At 66.8% G+C, this 24,499-nt stretch carries 24 protein-coding genes; 11 read left to right on the top strand and 13 right to left on the bottom strand.

Annotation, left to right across the window (positions count from 1 at the left end):
* Nucleotides 1–197: 197 nt before the first annotated feature.
* Nucleotides 198–1,727 (bottom strand): amidohydrolase, encoded by a 1,530-nt coding sequence (locus tag BN972_RS16095; RefSeq protein WP_235192510.1) that lies wholly within the window; start codon nucleotides 1,725–1,727, stop codon nucleotides 198–200.
* A gap of 159 nt (nucleotides 1,728–1,886) precedes the next feature.
* On the opposite strand from BN972_RS16095, the gene BN972_RS30850 reads away from it, so the two are divergent.
* Nucleotides 1,887–2,021: a hypothetical protein gene (locus BN972_RS30850; protein ID WP_261785917.1), complete on the top strand. Its 135-nt coding sequence runs from the start codon at nucleotides 1,887–1,889 to the stop codon at nucleotides 2,019–2,021.
* On the opposite strand, the gene BN972_RS16090 is transcribed toward BN972_RS30850, so the two are convergent.
* On the bottom strand, nucleotides 2,018–2,515 hold the full coding sequence (locus BN972_RS16090; RefSeq protein ID WP_036359696.1) for an FxsA family protein: 498 nt from the start codon (nucleotides 2,513–2,515) through the stop codon (nucleotides 2,018–2,020). The two genes, BN972_RS30850 and BN972_RS16090, sit on opposite strands and share 4 nt — an antisense overlap.
* 71 nt (nucleotides 2,516–2,586) lie before the next feature.
* Between BN972_RS16090 and BN972_RS16085 the strand changes: the two genes are divergently transcribed.
* Nucleotides 2,587–3,279 (top strand): dienelactone hydrolase family protein, encoded by a 693-nt coding sequence (locus tag BN972_RS16085; protein WP_036359694.1) that lies wholly within the window; start codon nucleotides 2,587–2,589, stop codon nucleotides 3,277–3,279.
* Nucleotides 3,280–3,308: 29 nt separating this feature from the next.
* Here BN972_RS16085 and BN972_RS16080 read toward each other — a convergent pair whose 3' ends face one another.
* Nucleotides 3,309–3,698, bottom strand: a complete 390-nt coding sequence (locus tag BN972_RS16080; protein WP_036359692.1) for a PPOX class F420-dependent oxidoreductase — start codon at nucleotides 3,696–3,698, stop codon at nucleotides 3,309–3,311.
* A 122-nt stretch (nucleotides 3,699–3,820) separates the two neighbouring features.
* Between BN972_RS16080 and BN972_RS16075 the strand changes: the two genes are divergently transcribed.
* From BN972_RS16075 to BN972_RS16060, 4 genes are read left to right on the top strand one after another with little or no spacing between them, the layout of a single operon-like run.
* On the top strand, nucleotides 3,821–5,038 hold the full coding sequence (locus BN972_RS16075) for a hypothetical protein (RefSeq protein ID WP_172831448.1): 1,218 nt from the start codon (nucleotides 3,821–3,823) through the stop codon (nucleotides 5,036–5,038).
* Complete coding sequence (locus BN972_RS16070; protein WP_036359689.1) at nucleotides 5,035–6,180, top strand: sulfotransferase family protein; 1,146 nt, start codon at nucleotides 5,035–5,037, stop codon at nucleotides 6,178–6,180. The genes BN972_RS16075 and BN972_RS16070 overlap by 4 nt, the downstream gene beginning before the upstream one ends.
* Entirely contained in the window at nucleotides 6,164–6,832 is a 669-nt protein-coding gene (locus tag BN972_RS16065; RefSeq protein WP_036359686.1) for a TetR/AcrR family transcriptional regulator, read from the top strand. Before BN972_RS16070 ends, BN972_RS16065 begins: the two co-directional genes overlap by 17 nt.
* An 11-nt stretch (nucleotides 6,833–6,843) precedes the next feature.
* The gene (locus BN972_RS16060) at nucleotides 6,844–7,647 is read left to right on the top strand and encodes an SDR family NAD(P)-dependent oxidoreductase (RefSeq protein ID WP_036359683.1); all 804 of its coding nucleotides are present in this window, start codon (nucleotides 6,844–6,846) and stop codon (nucleotides 7,645–7,647) included.
* Between the two features lie 63 nt (nucleotides 7,648–7,710).
* Here BN972_RS16060 and cobN read toward each other — a convergent pair whose 3' ends face one another.
* Nucleotides 7,711–11,283 (bottom strand): cobaltochelatase subunit CobN, encoded by a 3,573-nt coding sequence (gene cobN, locus BN972_RS16055; RefSeq protein WP_036359680.1) that lies wholly within the window; start codon nucleotides 11,281–11,283, stop codon nucleotides 7,711–7,713.
* Between the two features lie 56 nt (nucleotides 11,284–11,339).
* Here cobN and BN972_RS16050 point away from each other — a divergent pair, with 56 nt between their 5' ends.
* Complete coding sequence (locus BN972_RS16050; protein WP_036359677.1) at nucleotides 11,340–11,540, top strand: hypothetical protein; 201 nt, start codon at nucleotides 11,340–11,342, stop codon at nucleotides 11,538–11,540.
* A 3-nt stretch (nucleotides 11,541–11,543) separates the two neighbouring features.
* Here BN972_RS16050 and BN972_RS16045 read toward each other — a convergent pair whose 3' ends face one another.
* Nucleotides 11,544–13,058, bottom strand: coding sequence for a molybdopterin-dependent oxidoreductase (locus BN972_RS16045; protein ID WP_036359674.1), 1,515 nt, complete (start codon nucleotides 13,056–13,058; stop codon nucleotides 11,544–11,546).
* A 145-nt stretch (nucleotides 13,059–13,203) separates the two neighbouring features.
* Between BN972_RS16045 and BN972_RS16040 the strand changes: the two genes are divergently transcribed.
* Nucleotides 13,204–14,034, top strand: a complete 831-nt coding sequence (locus tag BN972_RS16040; protein ID WP_036359671.1) for an SDR family oxidoreductase — start codon at nucleotides 13,204–13,206, stop codon at nucleotides 14,032–14,034.
* On the opposite strand, the gene BN972_RS16035 is transcribed toward BN972_RS16040, so the two are convergent.
* On the bottom strand, nucleotides 14,022–14,648 hold the full coding sequence (locus BN972_RS16035; RefSeq protein WP_051545511.1) for a TetR/AcrR family transcriptional regulator: 627 nt from the start codon (nucleotides 14,646–14,648) through the stop codon (nucleotides 14,022–14,024). The two genes, BN972_RS16040 and BN972_RS16035, sit on opposite strands and share 13 nt — an antisense overlap.
* A 48-nt stretch (nucleotides 14,649–14,696) precedes the next feature.
* On the opposite strand from BN972_RS16035, the gene BN972_RS16030 reads away from it, so the two are divergent.
* Nucleotides 14,697–15,923: an oxygenase MpaB family protein gene (locus BN972_RS16030; RefSeq protein ID WP_051545509.1), complete on the top strand. Its 1,227-nt coding sequence runs from the start codon at nucleotides 14,697–14,699 to the stop codon at nucleotides 15,921–15,923.
* Nucleotides 15,920–16,807 carry an oxygenase MpaB family protein gene (locus tag BN972_RS16025; protein ID WP_080696865.1) on the top strand — a complete coding sequence of 296 codons (888 nt, stop codon included), beginning with the start codon at nucleotides 15,920–15,922 and terminating at the stop codon, nucleotides 16,805–16,807. Before BN972_RS16030 ends, BN972_RS16025 begins: the two co-directional genes overlap by 4 nt.
* 109 nt (nucleotides 16,808–16,916) lie before the next feature.
* On the opposite strand, the gene BN972_RS16020 is transcribed toward BN972_RS16025, so the two are convergent.
* From BN972_RS16020 to BN972_RS15990, 7 genes are all read right to left on the bottom strand, one after another.
* Nucleotides 16,917–18,008 carry an LLM class flavin-dependent oxidoreductase gene (locus tag BN972_RS16020; RefSeq protein ID WP_036361036.1) on the bottom strand — a complete coding sequence of 364 codons (1,092 nt, stop codon included), beginning with the start codon at nucleotides 18,006–18,008 and terminating at the stop codon, nucleotides 16,917–16,919.
* A gap of 14 nt (nucleotides 18,009–18,022) precedes the next feature.
* Nucleotides 18,023–19,033 (bottom strand): ABC transporter substrate-binding protein, encoded by a 1,011-nt coding sequence (locus BN972_RS16015; RefSeq protein ID WP_036359669.1) that lies wholly within the window; start codon nucleotides 19,031–19,033, stop codon nucleotides 18,023–18,025.
* Between the two features lie 2 nt (nucleotides 19,034–19,035).
* A complete protein-coding gene (locus BN972_RS16010; RefSeq protein ID WP_036359666.1) occupies nucleotides 19,036–19,782 on the bottom strand; it encodes an ABC transporter ATP-binding protein in 747 nt (248 codons plus the stop codon).
* A gap of 10 nt (nucleotides 19,783–19,792) precedes the next feature.
* Nucleotides 19,793–20,617 carry an ABC transporter permease gene (locus tag BN972_RS16005; RefSeq protein ID WP_036359663.1) on the bottom strand — a complete coding sequence of 275 codons (825 nt, stop codon included), beginning with the start codon at nucleotides 20,615–20,617 and terminating at the stop codon, nucleotides 19,793–19,795.
* A 120-nt stretch (nucleotides 20,618–20,737) separates the two neighbouring features.
* Nucleotides 20,738–21,124, bottom strand: coding sequence for a nuclear transport factor 2 family protein (locus tag BN972_RS16000; protein ID WP_036359659.1), 387 nt, complete (start codon nucleotides 21,122–21,124; stop codon nucleotides 20,738–20,740).
* A 27-nt stretch (nucleotides 21,125–21,151) separates the two neighbouring features.
* Nucleotides 21,152–22,546, bottom strand: coding sequence for an FAD-dependent oxidoreductase (locus BN972_RS15995; RefSeq protein ID WP_036359656.1), 1,395 nt, complete (start codon nucleotides 22,544–22,546; stop codon nucleotides 21,152–21,154).
* Between the two features lie 121 nt (nucleotides 22,547–22,667).
* Nucleotides 22,668–23,336: an alpha/beta hydrolase family protein gene (locus tag BN972_RS15990; RefSeq protein ID WP_036359654.1), complete on the bottom strand. Its 669-nt coding sequence runs from the start codon at nucleotides 23,334–23,336 to the stop codon at nucleotides 22,668–22,670.
* A 63-nt stretch (nucleotides 23,337–23,399) separates the two neighbouring features.
* On the opposite strand from BN972_RS15990, the gene cobG reads away from it, so the two are divergent.
* On the top strand, nucleotides 23,400–24,491 hold the full coding sequence (gene cobG / locus BN972_RS15985) for a precorrin-3B synthase (RefSeq protein ID WP_036359652.1): 1,092 nt from the start codon (nucleotides 23,400–23,402) through the stop codon (nucleotides 24,489–24,491).
* The last annotated feature ends 8 nt before the right edge of the window (nucleotides 24,492–24,499 follow it).

Genomic DNA, 24,499 nt, shown 5'->3' with positions numbered 1-24,499 from the left:
CGGGTATCCGCTCCAGCGCTCTGCGGCCCAGGCCCGGCCTGGCCGGCGGATCCTCGGGTGCTGCCAGCGGCAAATCCTCGAGCGCCTTGGCCGGCAAATCGTCCAAAGGTTGCTGGGGGGTCGGTTCGGGATCGGGAAGTTCCGGCCGGTCGGCTTCGTCCCGCGCTACCCGTCGCGGTCCCCGGCTGTGCCGTCCGCTAGCCATAGATGACCGCACCCCGATGCACGGTCTGGCGGCATCGCGGCAAGGCGTCCGCGTCCAGCCGTGGCAAGGCGGGCACCCTGGATCGGGGGTCGGTCGACCAGCGTTGCACGTCGTCGCGGGGTGCGCTGACGTCCAACACGCCGGCATCCCACACGGCATACGAGGCTGGCGCGCCGGGGACCAGGGTGCCGGTGACGCCGTCGCGGACCCCGCTGGCTCGCCAGCCGCCCCGGGTGGCCGCGGCAAATGCCGCCCGGGCGGACACCGCGCTGCCCGGCGTGCGGTGCCGGACCGCAGCGCGGACGCTCCCCCACGGCTCGAAGCCGGTCACAGGCGCGTCGGAACCGAAGGCGAGGGGCACGCCTTGGGATGCTAACAGTGCGAGCGGGTTGAGCCGGCAACCTCGATCGGGACCGAGCCGCTGCGCATACATGCCGTCGTCGCCACCCCACAACGCGTCGAAATTCGGCTGAACGCTTGCGATGACGCCCCACGACCCCAACTTCGCCGCCTGTTCGGCGCTGACCATCTCGAGATGCTCAAGGCGATGCCCGCAACGGGCGACGGCGGCCACGCCATGGTCGGCGACGACCCGTTCGAGAGCGTCGACGACCGCCGACACCGCCGCGTCCCCAATCACATGAAAGCCGGCCGTCACCTCAGCCTGGGTACACACCCGTAGGTGGGTTTCGATGGTGTCGGGATCGATATGGCGGGTGCCGGTGCACCCCGGTGCGTCGGCGTACGGTTCGTGCAGCCAGGCGGTGCGCGATCCCAGCGCCCCGTCGACGAACAGGTCGCCCGCCAGGCCGCGCGCGCCGGTCTCGGCGATCAGCGCGCGCGCCTGCGCCGCCGTGGCGACCGCTTCACCCCAGTACCCGATCACTTCGACGCCGTTTGGGAGTGCGTTTATCTGCAGCCAGTCGTCCAGGCCCCCGATCTGCGGGCCGGCGCATTCGTGCACCGCGACGACGCCCGCCGCAGCCAGCGCCTGCAGCGCCGCGGCGCGGGCGTCGGCGAGTTGGGCGTTGGTGAGCAGTTCTCGGGCGGTCTTGCGTGCCAGGTGGTGCGCGTCGGCGGTCAGCGGTCGCTGCGGGTTGAATCCGGTGGCGTCGGCAAGGCCGGGGACGAGCCGGCTCAGGGCCGACGACGCCACCGCGGAGTGCACGTCCACCCGGGCCAGGTAGGCGGGCCGATCACCCAACGCCGCATCCAGGTCGTCGGTGCTGGGGGCGGTGCTGTCGGGCCACGTCGACTCGTCCCAGCCGTGCCCCCATATCGGCTGTCCCGGGTGGGCTTTCGCGTAATCGGTGAGCAGCCGCAGGAAGTGCTGCCGCGATCCGGCGGGGCGCAGGTCGAGGCCGCTGATCGCCAGGCCGGTGGCGCTCAGATGGATGTGGCTGTCGACGAAGCCCGGTGCCACGAATGCGCCGTCGAGGTCCTGCACATCGGCGTCCGGGAACTGATCGCGGCCCACCTCGTCGCTGCCCAGCCACGCGATGACATCGCCCCGCACCGCCATCGCGGTGGCGTCCGGGTGGCTGGGGCTGTGCACCCGGCCGTTGATCAGCAGCCTGGTGGAAGTCGGCGTCACACGGGCCAAACTACGCGGGTCCGTCACGAGTCTTCGAATGCCGGTTTCGGGGGTAATTGTTGGCGAGGAGTTGGACAGGAGCATGCCATGCCCAAAGAATCGAACACCGCTGACGACGAGCCCAAGGGAGGCCGACCGGGACCGGCGGACCACGGCCGCGAAGGCGGGATGGCCACCCGGGAGAACGCGCCGGAACTGACCGAACCGGACAACGACGACTAACGGGTGGGACCCGAGGGCAAGCCGGGTGACTCGACGTCGATCACATCGATGACCTCGCCGTCGATGTAGTCACGACCGTCGCCGTCACGGCCGTCGCTGGTCTGGCCCTTCAGGTCGGCCGGCAGCGGGATACGACGCAGAAAACCGCGTACCGCCAGGGCGGTCAACGCGGGGCGTGCGGCCGCGCGCACCGGTGGCACCAGCAGCAAGAGGCCCAGCACGGTGGAGGCAACCCCGGGTACGACGACCAGCCCGGTGGCCAGCGCGGTCAGTGCGCCGTCACCCAGCGCGCTGCGCGGCTGCTCGGCACCCGATCGCAGCGCCATCAGCTGGCGGCTGAGCTGCAACCCGCCCATCGGCGCACCGACCACAAGTCCCAGCACGAATGTGCCCACGAGCACCAGCACGGTCCAGCCGACACCGATCGTCGCCGCCAGCCCGACCGTGACCATGAGCTCGACGACGGCATAGACAAGAAGCAGCCGTCCTAACATGTGACGCCAACGTCTGCCGGGTAAGCAGAGTTCCGTGGGCGGTCGCGTGACGGCTGCAGTTAGATGACGGTATGACGACGATCGAAATCGACACCCCCGCCGGACCGATCGATGCGCTACTAAGCGTTCCGCAGGGCGAAGGTCCGTGGCCGGGCGTCGTAGTGGTGCACGACGCGATCGGGTACGGCCCGGACAACGAGGCCGTTTCCCGGCGGATCGCCGGTGCGGGCTACGTGGCGATAACCCCGAATCTGTATGCGCGCGGCGGGCGGGCCCGGTGCATCACCAGGGTGATCCGCGAGGTGCTGGCCGGCCAGGGCCGGTCCATCGATGACGTGCTGGCGGCCCGGGAGCATCTGTTGGCGCTCCCCGAATGCAAGGGCCAGGTCGGCATCGCCGGTTTCTGCATGGGCGGCCAATTCGCACTCGTGCTGTCGCCCAAGGGGTTTGGCGCGTCGGCACCGTTCTACGGCACTCCACTGCCGCGCCGGCTGGACGAGACGCTGGACGGCGCGTGCCCGATCGTGGCCAGCTTCGGCAAGCGCGATCCGCTGGGGGTGGGCGCGCCGGAAAAGCTGCGGCGGGTGACCGCGGCCAAGAACATCCCTACCGATATCAAGACCTACCCGAAGGCGGGACACAGCTTCGCCAACAAGTTGCCCGGCCAGCCGGTGCTGCGGATCACCGGGTTCGGCTACGACGAGGCCGCCACCGAGGACGCGTGGCGGCGGGTGTTCGCGTTTTTCGGCGAGCACCTGCGCTGAGTTCTCGGGCCAGGTTCCAGGCCCCGTTTTCAGGCCACCCGCAGCTCGAGTCCGACGTTGTTCTCCATGCCGCCGCGCAGCTTGCTGAACAGGTTGAACACCTTGCCGATGATGCCGTACCGCTTGCCTATCGCGTCGTAGACGGCCGCGGTCTGTGACTTATCAAGGATTGCGGCGGTGCCTTCGACGGCGTCGCTCTTGGGGTTGCCGCGCATGTCGCAGATTGCCAGCGTCACCCGCGGCGTGTTGCGGATCCGCTTGACCTTCCAAGACTTCTCCTGGGTGATGACCAGCAGCCGATCGCCGCTTTCCTTGTCCAGGGCGGCCCAGATCGGGACCGGCTTGGGCCGTCCGTCCTTGGTGAACGTGGTGAGCAGGATGTACTGCGCTTTGGCCAGGTCGGCGAAGGTCGGTGTCACGCTGACAACCTAGCGCGCTTTGGTTGCGCGAGCGGGGTGCTGCACGTCCCATCGTTGACATTTGCCGACCTTAAGTGAAAATATCGTTTTCATTTAATTCTCATGCGAATCGAGGGAACCGGGTGAGCGACGCAGCACAGCCGTTGGCCTGGTTGCCGTTTGCCATCGCCGAGGCAGCGACAATGGGCGTAGACAAGGACTTGTCCCCCGCCTGGCCACACCTGTTAGACCGGCTGCGGCAAGCCGCAAAGGTGGTGGAATCCTCCTCCTATAACCGCAATCGCGCCGATCTTGCCGCCGGAATGCGGCACCTGCTGGTGCTGCTGACCGCCGGCATCGACGAGGTGTTGCGGTTCGATCCCGATCCAGTTCTGTCGGTGCAGCGGACCAGTACCGACGATCTGGTCACCTGGGGCATGGAATGCCCGGACTGCATCTACACCCGCGCCGTGCTACAAGGTGGGCAGCGCTACCGGTTGGTCGGCAATCGCGGGACCGCACGCTATGTCGGACTGCAGACGATGAACGGGATCGGGGCGACGGCGAACGCGCTCGTCGATGAGCTGGAGGTCGACTCTGACGGCAACTTTGAGGTGGTGTTGTCCGCCGATGAACAGCCAGGCAATTGGCTGCGCATCGACGGCGACAACCCCACGCTGACCGTCCGGCACTTCTTCTACGACTGGGACACCGAGGTGCCGTCGTCGTTGCGGATCGAACGGCTCGGTCGCCCGGCGGCAGCGACGTGTGATCGCGTCGACGCCGGTAACGCGTTGGCGCGGCAGCTGGTCGCCCTTGGTGACTTCGTCCACGACAACCTCGCGTTCTTTCTGCAGTTCGGCGCCGCCGCACCGACCAACGGGTTCCTGCCGGCGATCGACCGAACCGACATGGGCGCCGCCGCCGAAAACAAGCCGGTCATCGGCCGCTGGGAGTTGGAGCCTGACGAGGCGCTGATCGTCGAAGTTGAACCGCCCGAAGGTATTTACTGGAGCTTTTCCATCGGCAACCCATGGTGGGAGACCATCCACTATGGCCGCCACCAGTCCAGCCTGAACGCCCATCAGGCCGTCGTCGATGCCGACAGGCGCGTGCGTGTGGTGCTGTGTTCTCAGGACCCGGGGGTGGCCAACTGGCTCGACACGGCCGGGCACAGCAACGGACCCATTATTCTGCGCTGCGTGCGCACCGCGACCGCACCGATGCCGGCGACGCGCGTGGTGCCCGCGCGGAACGTGCTGTCGGAGTTGCCGTCCGACACGGTACAAATTTCGGCCGAAGAACGGGCCATAGTGCTTGCCGCGCGTGGGCGTGCGGTGCACGAAAGGTTTCGACGATGACGTTCAGTGCTGACGAGCTGGAAGACGGTGCCTGCGCCGCAACCGGTCTACAGGATTTCGGTTCGTCCTACTACCGGGAGGGGCTCGAGCGCATAGTCGACGCCCTGAACACCGAGGCGGATCTCAACGAGATCGGCCAGGTCATCCAGCACGCCACCATCAGCAATGCACTGATCCAGCGACTCAAGGTCGAAGACACCTACGCCCGGCACCCCGAGATCGACGATCAGGTGGTAGAGGGACCGGTTTTCGTCATCGGACTCCCCCGAACCGGCACCACCGCGTTGAGTCAACTGGTGGCCGCCGATCCACAGTTCCGATCGTTGCGAATGTGGGAATCACAAGCACCTACCCCACCGCCCGAGGCCCCGACCCAACACGACGATCCGCGCATCGCGCAGGCCGAGGCGGGCCTCAAGATGCTCGACGACATGTTCCCCAGGATGAAGGCGCTGTACAACTCGGAGGCGACCGCACCCACCGAATGCCAGGATCTGATGGGCATGAGCTTCCGGACGTTTCACTTCGACGGCGCCGTGCGTGCGCCGAGATACCTGGCTTGGCTGATGGACTGCGACATGCGCGAGACATACACCTACCACCGGCGGGTCCTCAAGCTGTTGCAGTGGCGTTGCCCACCGACTCTGTGGCACCTCAAGACCCCTGTGCACATGTTTGCGCTCGACGCGCTCGTCGAGGCGTATCCCAACGCCAAATTCCTTTGGAGTCATCGCGATCCAGCCAAGGTGCTGGCCTCGGTGTGCAGCCTCATTCACTACGTGCGCAGCTGGAGCAGCGACCGCGACGACGCTGTCGAATTGGGCGCCGAGCAAGTCGACAGTTGGGTCGAAGCAGTCCGGCGAGCAATGGATTTCCGCAACCGGGTTGGCGACGAGCGATTTGCCGATGTGTCGTTTGCCGCACTGCAATCCGCCCCCGTCGAGACGCTGCGCGCCAGCTACGAGTCACTTGGGTTGACGTTCAGCGACGTGAGTCGGCGCGCCGTTGACCGGTGGGCGAATGAGCACAGGCCGGGAGCCCGTGGTGCACATGACTATTCGTTGAGCGATTATGGCTTGACCGCTGAAGGTGTGCGCGAGCGGTTCGCCGATTACCTGGCCAGCTATGACGCAACAGCTTGACGAAGGCAGCGCGCCGCGCACCCGGCGGCGCGATAAGCTGGGTCCGGACCCCACGGTTCGCCGCCGAATATTGGCGGCGGCAACGACAGTTCTGCGCGCGGACGGTGTGAGCGGACTCAGCATCGCCGCGGTCTTGGACCGAGCAGGTTTGAGCACCCGCGCGTTCTACCGGCATTTCGAGTCAAAGGACGCTCTGGTAGCCGAGGTATTCCTAGAAGCCGCGCGCATTGAAACGCGTCGGCTGCGTCGCCGAATGGCCTCCGCCGCAAGCGAAATAAACGCTGTGGCGGCATGGATCGACGCACGACTGGATCTTGCGTTCGACCCCGACGTACGGTCCGATCTACGGCGACTGTCGCAAGAGGCCCAATCGCAGACCTTCATCTCGCCCAGCTCGATTCAGCCGGCCTTTCTGGAGATGCTCAAGCCGCTCGTCGACGCGCTGCAGAGCGGCGTCGAGAGCGGCGTGTTTCATGACATCGATCCGGTAATCGGTGCCCGCTTCGTTCATGGCGTCGTGTGGACCGGAATCGACCGGCAATGGGCTAACGGTGACTGCGATCGCCCGGAAGTCCGCGCCCACATCTTGCGGTTCTGTCTAGGTGGACTGGGTGTTGCGGCGGACTTGATCGACCACATCTGTTCGGGTTGAAGGAGCTCTTAATGGACCTGGGTCTGGCCGGTGCGACCGCCGTCGTCACGGGTGGCAGCAAGGGGATGGGCCTGGCCATCGCCGAGGCACTAGCGGCCGAGGGCGCCAAGGTGGCCATCATGGCCCGCGGCCAGGACGCGCTCGATGCCGCCGCGGCGGCGCTGTCCGCGGCCGGCGCTCCGGAAGCCATCGGAATCAAAGTCGATATGGCCGAGGGGGATTCAATCGCTTCGGGCTTTGCCGAGGTGTCGCGACGCTGGGGGCAACTCAATTGCCTGGTCCACACCATCGGACCGGCCGACGGATACTTCGAGCAGATGGACGACGCAGAGTGGGATGCCGCGTTCGCTTTGGGCACTATGTCGGCCGTGCGCTCGATTCGGGCGGCGCTGCCACTGCTACGTGCCGCGGAGTGGGCACGCATCGTGACGCTCGGTGCGCATTCCATCCAACGGCAAAGCCCGCGCATCGTCGCCTACACCGCTTCCAAGTCAGCCCTGGCCAGCGTGACCAAGAATCTGTCGAAAAGTCTTGCCGAAGAGGGCATTCTGGTGAATTGCGTGTGCCCCGGGACTATCGTGACAGCCAGCTTCACCGAGAACCTCAAGGACATCCTGGCCGCCGACGGACTGGATTCCACTGATCCGCATGACGTGATGACCTGGATCGACCGGCATTTTCACCAGCCCTGCGACCTCGGGCGGGCTGGACTGCCGGAAGAGGTCGCTTCGATCACCGCATACCTTGCTTCCCGGCGCAACGGCTATGTGACCGGCGCGACGGTGAACGTGGATGGCGGCTCGGATTTCATCTGAGCCACCACGATTGCGTGGTTGCGTGGTTGCGCGAGGCGACGTGCCCCAGCTCCCGGGCGGGACTCAGCCCTCCAGATCGCCTTCGGTTTCCAGGAGCGCCTGGCGCAGCCCGTCGAGGGTGTCGGCTTGCGGCTCGGCCCACATGCCGCGACCGGCGGCCTCCAGCAGTCGTTCCGCCATCCCATGCAAGGCCCACGGGTTGGACTCGGTCATGAACTTGCGGTTCTCCGGGTCCAGGACGTAACGCTCGGTCAGCTGCTCATACATCCAATCGGCCATCACGCCTGCGGTGGCGTCGTAGCCGAACAGGTAGTCCACCGTCGCGGCCATCTCGAAAGCGCCCTTGTAGCCGTGCCGGCGCATGGCCGCCATCCAGCGGGGATTGACCACCCTGGCGCGGAACACCCGGGTGGTCTCCTCGGACAGCGTGCGGGTTCGGATGGCGTCGGGCCTGGTGTTGTCGCCGATGTAGGCCGCGGGCGCCTGACCGGTCAGGGCCCGCACGGTCGCGACCATTCCGCCGTGATACTGGAAATAGTCGTCGGAGTCGGCGATGTCATGCTCACGGGTGTCAGTGTTCTTGGCGGCCACCGCGATGCGCCGGTATTGCCGGTTCATGTCATCGACCGCCTCGCGCCCGTCGAGGTCGCGACCGTAGGCGAACCCGCCCCACGCGGTGTACACCTGCGCCAGGTCGGCGTCGTCACGCCAGTTGCGGCTGTCGATCAGCTGCAGCAGGCCTGCGCCATAGGTGCCCGGCTTGGACCCGAAAATCCTTGTCGTGGAACGTCTTGCATCCCCGTGCTGGGCCAGGTCGGCCCGCGAGTGCGCCCGCACGTAGTTGTCCTCGTCCGGTTCGTCGAGGTCGGCGACCAGGCGCACTGCGTCGTCCAGCATCGTCACCACGTGCGGGAAGGCATCGCGGAAGAACCCCGAGATACGCACGGTCACGTCGATGCGTGGCCGGCCCAACTCGTCCAGCGGGATGGCTGTCAGGTCGACGACCCGGCGGGACGCGTCATCCCAGACCGGCCGCACACCCAGCAGCGCCAGCACTTCGGCAATGTCGTCGCCGGCGGTCCGCATCGCCGACGTTCCCCACACCGACAGGCCCACCGACTGAGGCCACAGCCCGTGGTCATCGCGATAGCGTGCCAGCAGCGAATCCGCCAGCGCCACACCGGCTTCCCAAGCCAGTCGGGACGGCACGGCTTTGGGGTCCACGGAGTAGAAGTTGCGTCCGGTGGGCAGCACGTTGACCAGGCCGCGCAGCGGCGACCCAGACGGTCCGGCCGGGATGAACCGTCCGTCCAGCGCCCGCAGCACCTGTTCGATCTCTGCGGAGGTGCCGGCCAGGCGGGGTACCACCTCGGTGGCCGCGAAACGCAGCACCGCGGCGACGTCTGGATTGTCGGTGAGCCGATCAGCCGCAGCGGCATCCCAGCCGGCTTCCTGCAAGCCGGCGATCAGCTTCCGGGCCTCGGCCTCGGCGTGGTCCACCGCAGTGCGTTCGTCGGTGCCGTCCTCGGACAGGCCGAGGGCCTGGCGCAAGCCGGGCAACGCCTGCCGGCCGGCGAACAGCTGGCGGGCCCGCAGGATGGCCAGCACGAGGTCCAGTTCGACTTCGGCCGTGGGCTTTTGGCCCAGAATGTGCAGGCCGTCGCGGATCTGCACGTCCTTGATCTCACACAGCCAGCCGTCGACGTGCAGCAGCATGTCGTCGAAGGTGTCCTCTTCGGGCCGCTCGGTCAGTCCCAGGTCGTGGTCCATCTTGGCGGCGCGGATCAACGTCCAGATCTGTTGCCGGATAGCGGGCAACTTGCCGGGGTCCAGCGCGGCGACGTTGGCGTGCTCGTCGAGCAGCTGCTCCAAACGTGCGATATCACCGTAGGTTTCGGCGCGCGCCATCGGCGGAATGAGGTGGTCGACCAGCACGGCGTGGGCTCGCCGCTTGGCCTGGGTGCCCTCGCCGGGGTCGTTGACCAGGAACGGGTAGATCAACGGCAGGTTGCCCAGCGCGGCGTCCGACGCGCAGGCCGCCGACATGCCCAGCGTCTTGCCTGGCAGCCATTCCAGGTTGCCGTGCTTGCCCAAATGCACGATTGCATGCGACCCAAAACCTGCGTCCAGCCAGTGATACGCGGCCAGGTAATGGTGGCTGGGTGGTAGATCGGGGTCGTGGTAGATCGCCACCGGGTTCTCACCGAAACCGCGCGGCGGCTGCACCATCAGCACCAGGTTGCCGGATTGTATTGCCGCGATGACAATTTCGCCGTCCGGATCGTGACTGCGGTCGACGAACAGCTCACCGGGGGGCGGACCCCAGTGCTGGACCACCGCGTCGGTCAGTTCGGCGGGCAGGGTGGCGAACCAGTCGCGGTATTCTTGCGCGGAGACCCGAATGGGGTTGCCGGCGAGTTGCCCTTCGGTGAGCCAGTCGGGGTCCTGGCCGCCGCGTTCGATCAGCGCGTGCACCAGCGCGTCACCGTCGCCCGCTTCGACGCCGGGCAGATCTCCGATCTGGTAGCCGCGCTCGCCCATGGCCCGCAGCAGCGCCACCGCGCTGGCCGGGGTGTCCAAACCGACGGCGTTGCCGATACGGGCGTGCTTGGTCGGATAGGCAGAGAACACCAGGGCCACCCGCTTGTCGGCAGGAGGAATGTGACGCAACTGCGCGTGCCGGACCGCCAGGCCCGCGACGCGGGCGCACCGCTCCGTGTCCGCGACATAGGAGATGAGACCGTCGTCGTCAATCTCCTTGAAGGAGAACGGGACCGTGATGATGCGGCCGTCGAACTCGGGCACCGCGACCTGGGTGGCCACGTCCAGCGGGGACAGACCGTCGTCGTTGCCCTGCCACTGCTCGCGCGGGCTGGTCAGGCACAGTCCCTGCAGGATCGGAATATCCAGGGCGGCAAGGTGTTCCACGTTCCAGCTGTCGTCATCGCCGCCCGCTCCCGCGGCAGCGGGTTTGGCTCCACCCGCGGCCAGCACGGTGACCACCATGGCGTCGGCAGCATTGAGCGTTTCCAATAACTCGGGCTCGGCGGTGCGCAGGGAAGCGCAGTAGACGGGCAGCGGCCGTCCGCCGCCCGCTTCGATTGCCTGGCACAACGCTTCGACATACGCGGTGTTCCCGGCGAGCTGCTGGGCGCGGTAGTAGAGCACCGCGATCGTGGGCCCGGTCTGCCGGCCGGCCGCCCGGTCCAGGACGCCCCAGGTCGGGGTCTGCACCGGCGGGGTGAAGCCGAATCCGGTCATCAGCACGGTGTCCGATAGGAACGCATGCAACTGGGTCAGGTTGTCCACGCCGCCGTGAGCCAGATAGATGTGCGTCTGCACCGCGATGCCGGCGGCGATCGTCGACAGCCCGGTCAGCTCGGCATCGGCCGCCTGCTCACCGCTGACAAATACCGCGGGCAACCCGCTGGCCAGCACCGCATCGATGCCGTCCTCCCAGGCGCGGTATCCGCCGAGGATGCGCACCACCACGATCGACGCCTCGGCCAGCAGCTCTGGCAGCTCGACTTCCGACAGCCGCGACGGGTTGGCCCAGCGGAAGTTCTTGCCGCTGGAACGGGCGCTGATCAGGTCGGTATCAGACGTCGACAGCAGCAGGATCGTTGGCTCGGCCACCCCTCATTCGTACCGCAGCGGCGTCGGAGCACCGAATCGGCACGTAAGGTCTGCATATGGGCAGAGGATTCGTCGTCACCTTCGCGGTCGGGCTGATAGTCGCTTTGTTCGGAGTGATCTGGGCGCTGCAGGGCTTCGGGGTGCTGGGCGGCAGCCCCATGAGCAACACCACCACCTGGTCGGTGATCGGGCCGATCACGGCGCTCGTCGGGATCGCGGTCGCGGTGTTCAGTTGGCGGAAGTTGTCGTCGAAATAGGTCTCACGCCGGCACGACCGTGAAGTTCACCGAGTGCCAACCGGTGGCGCCGTCCGGAACGGGATTCGCCTGTTGTTCGGTCTGAACGGCACCGGTATTGTCGATGGCTCGCACGGTGATGCGCTGTTTCCCAGGGTCTTTCGCTTCCCACGGGAAGCTCCACAGTCGCCATGTCTCGTCGGAGTAGCTCGCGCCCAGTTCCGCCCGTTGCCAATCGCCGTCGCCGATGCGGAGTTCCACCGCCCGCACGCCGCGATTCTGCGCCCAGGCGACACCGCCGAACACCACCGGCCCCACCGGCACCTTCTGGCCGCCTCGGGGCACGTCGATGCGCGACTGCGTCTTGATAGGCGCCTGCGCCGCCCAGCCTTGTCGCGTCCAGTATGCCTTTGCCTTGTCGAACCGGGTGAGCTCCAAGTCGACGACCCACTTGGTGGCGGACACGTAGCCGTAGAGACCGGGCACCACCATGCGGGCCGGGTAGCCGTGCTCGACCGGCAGCGGTTGACCGTTAAGGCCGACCGCAACCAGCGCGTCGCGGCCGTCCGTGAGCGCCTGCACGGGCGTGCCGGCGGTGAAGCCGTCAATCGAGGTGGACAGCACCATGTCGGCGTCGCTGTGCACACCGGCTGCCGCGAGTAGGTCAGCCAGCCGGTAGCCGGTCCAGATCCCGGTCGAAATCAAATCTCCGCCAACGGGATTGGACACGCACGTCAGTGTGGTTACCGTTTCGACGAGGTCGAAGCGGGCCAGATCGTCGAAGCCGTAGGTGGTCTCGCGATCCACCATGCCGTGGATGCGCAGCCGCCAGTCGCCGCGGCTGAGCTGGGGGACGCTCAGCGCGGTGTCTATCCGGTAGAAGTCTGCGCTTGGGGTGATGAAACTCGGCAGCGCAACACCTTTCGGCTGCACCTCGGCCGGTATCGGGCGTGCCTTCGGGCGCGGGGTGGGCAGCGCGAAGGTCTTGCGGTCGGCTTCCACCGAATGCGCCAGTCGCGTGGCGAATGCTCCCACCACCCCACTGACAACGCCGAATCCGAGCAATCCGTATAGGACCAATTTGCGCCGACCCGGGTCCGCTTGCTCGTTGACGGCCGTGTTGCGCTCCGAGTGCGGCCAGAACCGCTGAGTGAGGACGCGCAGGACCGCTACGCCGCACGCGGCGCCGAGGATGGCCGGGAGGATGTCGAGGGCGGTGCCGCCGGGTCGCGAAAGCACGGCAGCGCAGCCAAGGGCTCCCGTCCCGGCGATCACCGCGCTACCGAACGGGCGGCGCGGCGTTTCGAGGGTCCCAGCGATGGCCGCGATCGTCGCGATCCCCACGAGCACGACGACGGCCAGGAAGGGCTTGTCCAGCGGGCCGAGCGTTTGAATCGCCCATTCCTTGACCGGGCCCGGTGTCAGGTCGACGATCGCTGCGCCGACGGCCGTGCGGACATCGGCCCGCCCGCCGAGCGGGATGGTGGCCAACTGGGCGACACCGAGTGCGACGGAGGCAGCAGCGACCCCGGCGATCATCCGTTCATTCGACGAAGCCACGGGCACCGGACTGACTCTACTCGCGCTCCTCGCCGCCGCCGCAAATGTTCTGGGGGCCATACGGTTCAGCGCAATCGTGGCGGTGCCCATCGACCGGAGACTCACGAAGTAATACCGTGGAGCGATGACGTCTCAATCCGTCGCCGGAAAAGTTGTGGCCGTGACCGGTGGCGCCCGCGGCATCGGTCTGGCGATCGCCACCGCGCTGCACGCCGCGGGGGCCAAAGTGGCCATCGGAGATATCGATGAGGCCACCGTCAAGCAGTCGGGTGAGCGGCTGGGACTGGCCGTCTCCCGCCGCCTGGACGTCACCGACCGCGGATCGTTCAGCGAATTCCTCGACGCCGTGGAGAACGAGCTGGGCCCGCTGGACGTCCTGGTCAACAACGCCGGGTTGATCGCGGTGGGCAGCGCCGTCGACGAGGACGACAACATCACCCGGCGCTTGTTCGACGTCAACGTGCACGGGGTCATCCTCGGCACAAAACTAGCGGCACAGCGGATGCTTCCCCGGCGCAGCGGTCACGTCGTCAATATCGGATCGCTGGGCAGCGTGGTACCCACCGAGGGCATCGCAACCTATTGCGCCACAAAGCACGCCGTGCTCGGATACACCGATGCGGTGCGCATGGAGAACCACGGCAGCGGCGTGGATTTCACTGTGATCATGCCGACGCTGACGAACACCGAGATGGTCGCTGGCGTCGGGCACGCTAGGGGCTTCAAGAATGCCGAGCCCAGTGACGTCGCCCGGGCCGTGGTCAAGGTGATCGCCAAACCACAACCGCGCGTGGCGATCCCCCGTTCGCTCGGCGCTACCGTGTGGGCACAGCGCCTGATGCCCCAAGCCGCAGCCGAGGCACTCGGGCGTGCTTTAGGTACTGGGCGGATATTCACCAGCGACCTTCAGCGGGACAAGCGTGAGGCTTATGCACGTCGCACTCAGACGTCGTGAATCCGTAGATAGTTCAACGCCAACATTGTTATTTCGTATAGGAATTCGTCCCGGTCGATGTCGGGTCGGTCCAGGATGTAGCGGACGGCGAGGTGCTCGACCATTCGCACCAGCATCCACGCCGCGGTATCAAACCGGACGTCGGAACGCACCTGGTCGCGGTTCATCACCAGATAGGCCATGGTCAGCTCGCCGATCCGCTGCTCGAAGGCGGCGAGTTTGCTGCCGGCGCCCAGCCGCGGGGTTTGTTCGATCACGGCTCGGAGGAATTCGGGATGCACGTCGAGCGCATCGAGCAGCGCGGCCACCGAGTTGCGGACATGTTCGGGCGCGGGCCGGTCCAACGACCGCGTGAGCGTGGACGCCACCCGGGCGGCCAGCGCGTCGCTGTAGCGGTCGATGACCGCGGCGACGATGGCCTCCTTGTTCGGGAAGTACTGGTAAAGCGAACCCGGGCTGACGCCGGCCGCGGCCGCGATGCGGTTGGTGGATGCGCCGTCGTACCCGTGGCCGATCAACACCTCCTGAGCCGCGTCCAGGATGCGTTCGACCAGCGCCCGCGACCGCTCCTGACTTGGTGTGCGACGGGCTGCGCCTTTATTGGCCCTGGCCATCAGAACGCGAATTGAACGTGAATAAAAGCTCGTGTCAGCATTGGAGTCATGGTGGCAGACCTGGACGTACCGCTCAAGGCGGATGCCCGATATCCGCGCCGCTTTCTCGGTGCCCAGGCGCGCAACCGCCGGTTGGGCCGCCCGCTGCAGGTCCTGACCCGCACCTCGCGGCCCGACAATCAACTCCTCGAGCGGATTGGCCAGCGCCTGATGCAACGGGACGAGGCGGGTGCCGCGCTGGTGCGGGCGATGCGGGCCGGCGAGGTGTCCATGGGTCAGTTCAACATTGCCCTGGACTCCGGCGTCGACGCGGTGCCCGAGTGTCCGGCGGCGCTGCGCGAGTTCTTCGCCGTCGTCGAGCGCACTCCGGACTGGGTGGACTTCGACCTGATCAACCGGGGAGCGGCCGCCTACCGGCGCTTTGGCACCAACGCCGCCGACGTCATGCTGCAGCTGGCCCTGATCGGCGGGTACCGGTTCGGCGGGCCCACGGACCTGCTGGTGGAGACCGGCGGGCTCACCGGTCGCACCACCGTGCGCCGACTGGCCGAAACCCAGCACTGGGCCGTAGCGATCTCAGAACCGGACGGCATGCGCCGCGATCAGCCGGGCTTCAAGCTCACCGTGCACGTGCGCCTGATGCACGCGCTGGTGAATCAGCGGTTCGAGACCAACGGGCGATGGGATATCGAGCAGTGGGGCCTACCGATCAACCAGTCGGATCAGGCGGCGACGCTCGGGCTGTTCAACGGCGCGCTGCTGCTCGGCGTACGGCTGCTCGGGGTGCGGGTCACCCGGCGAGATTCCCTGGCGATCATGCATCTGTGGAAATACGTCGGTTGGCTGATGGGGGTGGATGAAGACTGGCTTTGCGACACCGAAAGCCAGCAGCACCGACTCAATTACCACCTGCTGCTCACTCAGTCCGATGTCAGTCTCGCGGGCCCGCCCTTGGCCAATGCGATCGTCGACGCGCAGCGCGGACTGTATTTTCCGAACCTGCCCCGCGTTCGTGGTGCCGTCGCCCGCGCCCGGCTGCTCAGCATGCTGCGTTACTTCCTGCGCAAGGACGGCATGCGCGATTTGGAACTGCCGCGCGCGCTTCCCGTCGCGGTGTTGCCGGTCCTGGCCGCCAATATCGTTCGCTATCAACTGCTTACCCGAACCCGCTGGGGTACGGCCTATGTGCAGCGGTGGGGCGAGCGCGCTCGGCAGCGCGTGCTGAACCGATATTTCGGCGACCAATCCCACGATGTTGGCAAGCTGGCACTGTGAGCACCCGTATCGACTTGGGTCCACGGTCGCTGCTGTGGCGCTGGGCGGGCGACCTGCGCATCGCTTTCGAAGGCGGTACGGCGGGCTTGATGCAGACCATGCATCCCGCGATCGGCCAGGGGTTGATCGACCACTCGAACTTCTTCGACGATCCGGTGGACCGCGTATTCCGTTCCCTGCCCGGCATTCTCGGCGCCATCTACGACGGGCCCGACGCGGACGACACCGGGATAAAGGTCCGCGACTTCCACCGTGACATCAAGGGCGAGCTGCCCGACGGGCAGCGCTACCATGCCCTCAACCCCGAGACATACTGGTGGGCGCACGCCACCTTTCAGGTGATGGTGCATCGGCTCGCCGAACACTGGGACACCCATCGGCTGACCAATCGCGAACGCGAACAGCTTTATCTCGAGGGCTGCGAATGGTATCGGCGGTACGGAGTTTCGGAGTCGGTTCTACCGCCGACGTTAGCCGACTTCAACCGGCAGTACGACCGCTACTGCACCGAAGTGCTGCAGCCCAATGCCGCGTCGGACTATTTGATCGAATTCATCAAGAGGCCGGCGATCCCGGACATGAGCGCGTCACCGGATTATCCGGGCCATCCCCTGCTGCGTCCGCTCATGGACGCGTTGCTGCCGACATTGCCGGTCCGAACGGCGCTGGCACCGCCGATGCGCCTGGTGATCTTCGGTGGTCTGCCCCCAGTTGTGCGGGAGCGCTTCGAGATTCGCTGGACACGGGTCGATGAGACCCGCTATTGGGCGGTGCGTAGCGCCATCAGGAGCGGTTGGCGCACGGTGCCCGCATCGCTCAAGTGGCACAAGGCGGCCCGCAAGGGTTGGTTGCGGGAGCTGGGCACCGTACCGCGCCGGGTCTAGCGGGTGCCTGCGCTCGCCGCTCCGCGCGCCCGTCGAACGTGGGGCTTAAGGCGGCATCGAGCGCAAATCTCCTACCTGAGGCCCACGCTCGATGCAAGCGCAGGACCCTCTACGCGACGCCCTTCTGCCGCAACAGCGGCAGCACGCCTTCGGCGAACCAGTAAGCCTCTTCCAGATGCGGATAACCGGACAGGATGAACTCATCGAAGCCCAGCGAGTGGTACTCCACGATCAGGTTCGCGACCTCTTCGTGGCTACCCACCAACGCGGTGCCCGCTCCGCCACGAACTAGGCCCACCCCCGCCCAAAGGTTGGGGTAGATCTCCAACTGGTCGAGGCGTCCGCCATGAAGCGCAGTCATCCGGCGCTGACCTTCGGACTGTGAGCGCGAATGCATTTGGGTGGCGCTGGCGATCTGCTCGGCGGTGAGTTCGCTCACGAGTTCGTCGGCCACTGCCCAGGCCGCCTCCGACGTCGCACGGCTGATGGTGTGCAGCCGGATCCCGAACCGCACGTTGCGGCCCCGGGCTTCGGCGAGCCCCCGCACCTTGGCGATCTTGTCCGCTGCCACCTGCGGCGGTTCTCCCCAGGTCAGATAGACGTCGACGAATTCAGCAGCGATGTCCAATGCGGGCGGAGAACTCCCACCAAAGTAGATTTGCGGCAAGGGATCCGGCGGCGCCGACACCCGGGCGTCCTCAAGCCGGTAGTACTTGCCGTCGAAGTCGACGGATTCCTCCCGCCAGATCGAGTTGACAATCTGCAGAAATTCGCCGGTCCGGTCATAACGTTCGTCGTGGCTGAGCCAGTCGCCGAAGCGGCGCTGCTCGCTGTCGTCTCCCCCACTGACGACGTTGAGTAGAACCCGGCCCTCGGAGAACCGCTGCAGGGTGGCGGTCTGCTGCGCCGCGAGCGTCGGCGGCACCAAGCCGGGGCGGAACGCCACCAGGAATTTCAACCGCTCGGTCTCGGCCAGCAACGCAGCTGCCGTCAGCCAGGCGTCCTCACACCAGGTGCCGGTCGGTGTCAAGACCCCTTCGAAGCCCAGCCGGTCTGCGGCACGGGCGATTTCGGCCAGGTACCGTCGGCTGGGCTTGCGATGACCCGCCGAGATCGCGTGGTGCGACGACGTGTGGGATCCCCCGACAATCGACCGGCTGTCACCGGTAGTCGGGAGGAACCAGAAGAATTTCGCCGGAATGGTTCCCCTCCTTATTAACTGATCAGGTGCGGGCGCAGCGCGTCGTTGAAGCGCCTGTCCACCCAATTGACGAATCTGGGCGACAATTGGATCTGCTGTGAGGCCGCGAACAGATCGGCGAGCCGCTGTTCGGAATTGATCACATCGTCACCGAGCTCGATGGGCAACCGCAGGCTCCGGTTCGCCGCCACTGCGGCGGTCTCCGGATCCAATCCGACTGCGGTGGCGTAGTACTGAGCCCACTCTTGCGGATGTCCCTTCGCCCATTGAGCGGCTCGCGCGAATCGGATCAGCAGGTCTGACAGCGCGGTGTTGCGTTTGGGGTCCGACAGCGCCTGATCCGATGCGACGCCCACATAATCACCGTTGGTGACGCCGGTGGCTTCGGCGATGCTGCGCACCGGGATCTGCCGCTCGGCCTGCGCGGTGAACGGGTCCCAGATCGCCCACGCGTCGGCCTGATGCTGCTTGAAGGCCGACAACGCGTCCGCCGGCTGCAAGAACACCAGCTTGATGTCGGACGGTTTGAGGCCGACCCTGTCGAGCTGAGCCAGCAGGTTGGCGTGTGAGGAACTGCCCTTGCCGACCGCAACGGCCTTGCCGCGCAGGTCAGAAACCGAGGTTATCGGTGAATCAGCATGTACAAGAATGCGATTGCCCGGTCCACCGCCGGAATACGCGGAGACCACTTTGATCTTGGCGTTGCTGGCAGCGCCAAAGATCGGCGGGGTATTGCCCATGATCGCGAAGTCGATCTTGCCTGCGGCGGCCGCCTCGACCTGCGGTGGGCCCGAAGTGAAGGTGGAGAACGCGACACGGTACGGCGCGCCCTCGAGTTGCCCGGCCGCGCGCAGCAATGCCTCGGTGCCGCCCTTCTGGTCGCCGACCTGCAAGGTGAGATCAGCCAGCTGGGCCAGCGGGACGGCGGCCGGCGCCGCCTGTGGGCCCGAAGTGCCGGCACGTGCGACACACCCGGTTAGCGTCAGCGCCGCAACCGCGAGCAGCGCAAGAAGAGTTCGTCGCATGGTCAACGCCGTACTCCTAGCCGATCGAGCAGTTCGGCACGATACCGTTCGGTTTGAGTGCCGGGCGAGCGGCGTGGCTCGTCGATCGCCAGCTCGTGCACGATCCGTCCGTCCGCACAGACGAGCACGCGGTCGGCCAGCGCGACCGCCTCGTCGACGTCGTGGGTGACCAGCAGCACGCCAAACCTGTGCTGTCGCCACAGATCCAGCAGCAGGTCGCGCATTGTCAACCGGGTCAGCGCGTCGAGCGCCCCGAACGGCTCGTCGAGCAACAGCAGCTGCGGCTCGGCGACCAACGCGCGGGCAAGCGAAACCCGTTGTGCCTGACCTCCGGACAATGTCAGCGGCCAGGCCCCGGCACGGTCGGCCAATCCTACGTCGGCCAGCGCCCGATCGGCGCGCGCACGGATCTGAGCTTTCGGCAACCCGCTGCGCGTCAATCCGTACCCGACGTTGGTGCGCACGTCACGCCACGGAAACAGGCGCGGCTCCTGGAACGCCAGGGCCGGCGCGCCGGCCACGATGCGCTCGCCGCGGTGGTCATCGGACAAGCCGGCCAGCACCCGCAGCACCGTCGACTTGCCCGAGCCGCTGCGACCCACCAGCGCGACGATCTCCACGGTTCGCACCTGCAGCGAGACATCGACCAGCACATGGCGTTCGCCGTACCACTTGTCGAGATTACGGAGTTCTCCCGCGATCGCCACGCGGGAATCCTGACCGGCGGCGGGTTCTGCTGTGACGGTCACCTCTTGCCTTTCATTGTCGGTAGCCCAGCGCGCGACGCTCGACGAGGCGGACGAGCGCGTCGGTCGCGATGCCCAGCAACGCATATACGGTCAGGCCGAAAATGATGATGTCGATGCGCAGAAAGTCGCGCGCATTGTTGATCAGGAAGCCGATCCCTTTGTCGGCATTGATCTGTTCGGCCACGATCAAAGTCAGCCAGGCGATGGCCAGCGACTGTCGGAAGCCGACCAAAACCTGCGGCGCGGCACTTGGGACGATGATCCGAGTGAACCGCTGCCAGAACGAAAATCCCAGCACATGAGCGGTTTCGAACAGTTTGGGATCGACCTGGCGGATGGCTGAGAAAGTGTTGAGATACAGCGGGAAAGTCACTCCCAGGGCCACCAGCAACACTTTCGGCAGCTCCCCGATCCCGAACCACACGATGAACAACGGGATCAGGCCCAGATGCGGCAGCGCCCGGACCATCTGCATTGGCGGGTCGGCCGTCACCTCGAACCAGCGCGACAGCCCTACCGCGGAACCAAGGACCAGTCCCACGATCCCGCCCAGCGCCAACCCCTCGATAACCCGCAAACCCGACACCTGCAAAGCGTCAGAGAGTTGGCCGTTGCGGATCAATTCCAGACCCGCATCGGCGATCAGCGACGGAGCCGGCAGCACCGCTTCCGAGATAACTCCGATAGCACTCCCCAGCTGCCATAGCACCAGCAACAGCAACGGCGAAGCCCAGCGCAGGATGTCCCATTTGCGGCGCGCCCAACGCCCCGGGCCGGCTCCCGGGGAGCTGCCGACCTTGTTCGGGGCAGCAACAAGCGCGGTGGCAATGCTCACTGGGCAGACACTAAAGCGCTATCAGCAGACGCCGTAAGGGTTTTCCTCTGCGTGACGACAACCGCGCTTCAGGCGGTGCCGACGTCGAACTCGGCGGCGCGGGGTAGTTGCGAGTATCGATCAGCAGACGGCGGCCTGCCGGACGCCGAAGACCCGTTGCAGTACCGCCGCGTCGCCGAACGTCCGGACGTTGACGACCCTGCCGCCCTGGAACTGGTAGACGTCGGCCTGGCGGGCGACATCTGCTTCGAAACGCAACTCCGCCAGCACGACGACGGAGTCACCGTCGGTGAAGAACCGCTTCGGCTCGACATAGGTGAGCTTTTGCGCGACCCGCCCCAACAGTTCGGCGACGGCAGCCCTGCCTTTGTGCAATCCACCGATCGCACTGTCGCCGTACACATTCCACTCCACCGAGCTATCGAAGATGCTCGCCACCGATTCGAGATCGCCGGCGCTGAATGCGCTGTAGGCCGCCTCTACGGCGTGGAGGTTCTCCATCGCCATCGGGCTTCTCCTTCTGCCTCTCGGTTCTCAACGCACGGTGGCGACCAAGTGTCCGCCGGACCCCTCGTGGACGGGACGCCCGTCCGTCCGGCGGTGCTGCGCTCTGAGGACGCGAAGCAGGATGGAGGGGCGCAACAATCGTGCTGGCGAGTCGAGCATTCCGACGACGCGCAGGAACTGCCCCGCGACGACCGGGTCCGTCTCACTCGCGGTCATCACCGGCTCGAGGCATGCGTTGCTGATCCGCATCGAGATCGGCCGTGGCCCAGGGACTTCGGGCAACGTCAGGTCTGAAGCAACGGCGGTCTGCCAGGCCATCCGTACGTTCTTCGCGGCCAACCGGGCGAAGCGCCTGGTCAGGCCGCTACCCCCGCGCCGCAGACAGTCGCGCAACGCAGCCGCCTCGACGGCCGCAATTGTCATGCCCTGCCCGTAGATGGGATTGAAGCTGCACACGGCGTCGCCCACGACCAGCAGGCCCTCGGGTAGCCGGCGCATCTTGTCGTACCGACGCCAGCGGTTGGATGGGACGCGATGGTGGACGACATCAGTGATGGGCTCGGCCGCGCAAATAGCCTCGGCCACCTGCGCAGGAGCCAGTTCTGCTGCGTAGCTGAGTATCTCGGCATGGTCACGCGGCGGTGCCACTCCCGCCATCGTGCCGGCCCCGACCATATACGTGTTGTCTTCATAGCCGATCAAAGCGAACATCCTCGGCCGTCCCGGCGCCGGGAAGCGCGCGATCATGTGCTCCTTGATCACCCCCGCCGGGATGCGCAGCAACTGGCACGCATAAGCCAACTGCACCACGACCTCGTCTTCGCGCGGCCGCTCATAGCCGAGTTCTTCGAGGAATACCGGCGTCCGGGAGCCGCGGCCGGTGGCATCGACGACCAGGTCCGCGGTCAGTGTGCTAGCCCTGTCGAGGTCGCGGTCGACGACCCGCACGCCGGTTATCCGGCGGCGGTCCGGCGTGGCGGTCAGGCCCACGACGTCATGGCCCTCCCGAAATGTCACGTTGCGAATTGACCGAACACGTTGGCGGACATCCCATTCCAGCACTGGTCGACTCGGGGACAGCATCCGCGGAGCATCCGCCGACCGTCCCTTCCGCACCAACCGATGTCCCCCGAACGACCAGTCGAGTTTGGCGAAATCACCGTCGTCCCAACGGCTGACGCCGCGAGCTATCAGGTCGTCACTGAACCCCGGGAACAGATCGTCGAGAACTTCGATCAGCCGCGCAAGGCAGGCATGAATCAATCTGCCCTGCGGAACGCCTCGGCGGTTCACGGGCTCAGCCGGCAGAACGTCACGCTCGACGACCGTCACCCGGTCATAGAAGTCGGCCAGGACGCGAGCCGCCAACAGCCCGCCCATACTGGCACCCAGCACTACCGCGTGATCTCCGTGTTGCTCCATTGCACACCCCTGGCCGCTCGATGGACTCTTCGAAGTCTCCGGCGGGCCGAAGCGGTGTGCCTAAGTAGTGGAGTACTTAATTTCGGTTGTGCGCGCCACTGAGGCAGCGCGTCGGTGCCGGTCAGCGAGCGATCACTGCCGCGATCCGCGCGGCGACCTCAGCGGCCACCTGTTGAGCCGCGGGCCCAGTTCCGGGCACGTAGCGGTCGGCGGCAGCGTCGTATTCGGCGCCGGCGATGGTTCCGTGGTCGGCGTCCAGTTCGGCGAGCTGCACCGGCCATCCGTTATGTTCGAGCGCCGCGGCGAACTCCCGGCTGGCGCTTACGGGTACGACGTCGTCGGCCAGGCCGTGCAGCAACAGGAACGGCGCCGCGACGCGGTCTGACTGCAACATGTCGGTGAGTGCACGCCCCGAGATCGGGTCCGGAGCCATGAAGGCACCCGCCAGGCACACCGTATGCGCCAGTTGCACTTTCATGTCGACGGCGTTGAGGGTCACCCCAGCCGCCGCGGCCGCCCCCATTGACCACCCAACCAGCACGATCGGACCCTCGGCTCGCCGGCAGGCGAACTGCAGCGAACCCAGCAGGTCCGCCCGCCCGCCGTCGTCGGCATGGGAGTTCCAATCCGGCGCCACTACCGCAGTGCCGTGCTCGGCCAGCAGTCCGGCGAGTGGCCGGACGGCGACGCGGGCATCGGTCTGCATGCCGTGCCACAGCAGGATCGTGGGCTGGTCGGGGCCGCCGAAGACGTCGGCCGAGCGTCCTGGGGCGTACTCCACCGTCTCCATGCCCCCGTGTGCCCCGTCCGCGGGGATCCAATCAAGTCCGGCACCACCCCGTACCGTGGATGGGTGTCCAGAACCCGCGATTCCGACGCTTGCCCGGGTGCGCTGCAGGTGCATCAGGCCGCGGACGGTGCCCTGGTGCGGGTGCGGTTGCCGGGCGGCAGGATCAGCGCCGCCCAATTGGGCACGCTTGCCGGGGTGGCGCAGGAATTCGGCTCGGCGACGCTTGAGCTGACCGCGCGCGGCAACGTGCAGTTGCGGGCTATCACCGATGTCACCGCGGTCGCCGAAGCGGTCGCGGCGGCCGGGTTGCTGCCGTCAGCGACCCACGAACGCGTCCGCAACATCGTCGCGTCGCCGCTGTCGGGCCGGGTCGGCGGCAACGCGGACGTGCGACCATGGATCACTGAACTGGACGCGGCGATCTGCGCCGAATCCCGCCTCGCCGACTTGGGCGGCCGGTTTTTCTTCAGCCTCGACGACGGCCGGGGTGACGCATCCGGGCTGTGCGCCGACGCCGGTGTGCACGTCGCCCCGGACGGCCCGACGCTGCTGCTGGCCGGGCGGGATACCGGCGTTCGACCCGGCGACGTCACCGCGACCCTGGTCGATATCGCACTGCGGTTCCTTGAGATTCGCGGAAAAGCTTGGCGGATAACGGAACTGGCAAACCCGGCCGAACTGCTGCCCGGCGCTCAACTCGGCACCGCCTTCGTCCCGGCCGAAAAACCGCCGATCGGCTGGATAACCCAGGACAACGGCAGGGTGACGCTGGGCGCCGCGGTGCCGCTGGGCGTCTTGGCGGCCCGAGTCGCCGAGTTCCTCGCGGCGATCGAGGCGCCCGTGGTGTTCACGCCGTGGCGCACGGTGCTGGTGTGTGACCTCACCGAGGAGGTGGCCGACGTCGCGCTGCGGGTGCTGGCGCCCCTGGGCCTGGTGTTCGACGAGAACTCGCCCTGGCTGACCGTGAGCGCGTGCACCGGCAGCCCCGGCTGCGCGCGCTCCCTCGCCGACGTGCGCGCCGACGCCGCGGCCGCGCTGGACCCGGCCTACCCCGTGCACAGGCACTTCGTCGGTTGTGAACGCGCGTGTGGCAGCCCGCCGCACGGAGAAGTGCTGGTCGCTACCGGGACGGGCTATCAGGTACGCAAGTCTTAAGGTGGGCG

The sequence above is a fragment of the Mycobacterium asiaticum DSM 44297 genome, assembly GCF_000613245.1.
GTDB classification, from domain to species: Bacteria; Actinomycetota; Actinomycetes; order Mycobacteriales; family Mycobacteriaceae; genus Mycobacterium; species Mycobacterium asiaticum.
Note: the sequence above shows the minus strand (reverse complement) of the source record. Positions and strands in the feature narration are given on the sequence as shown.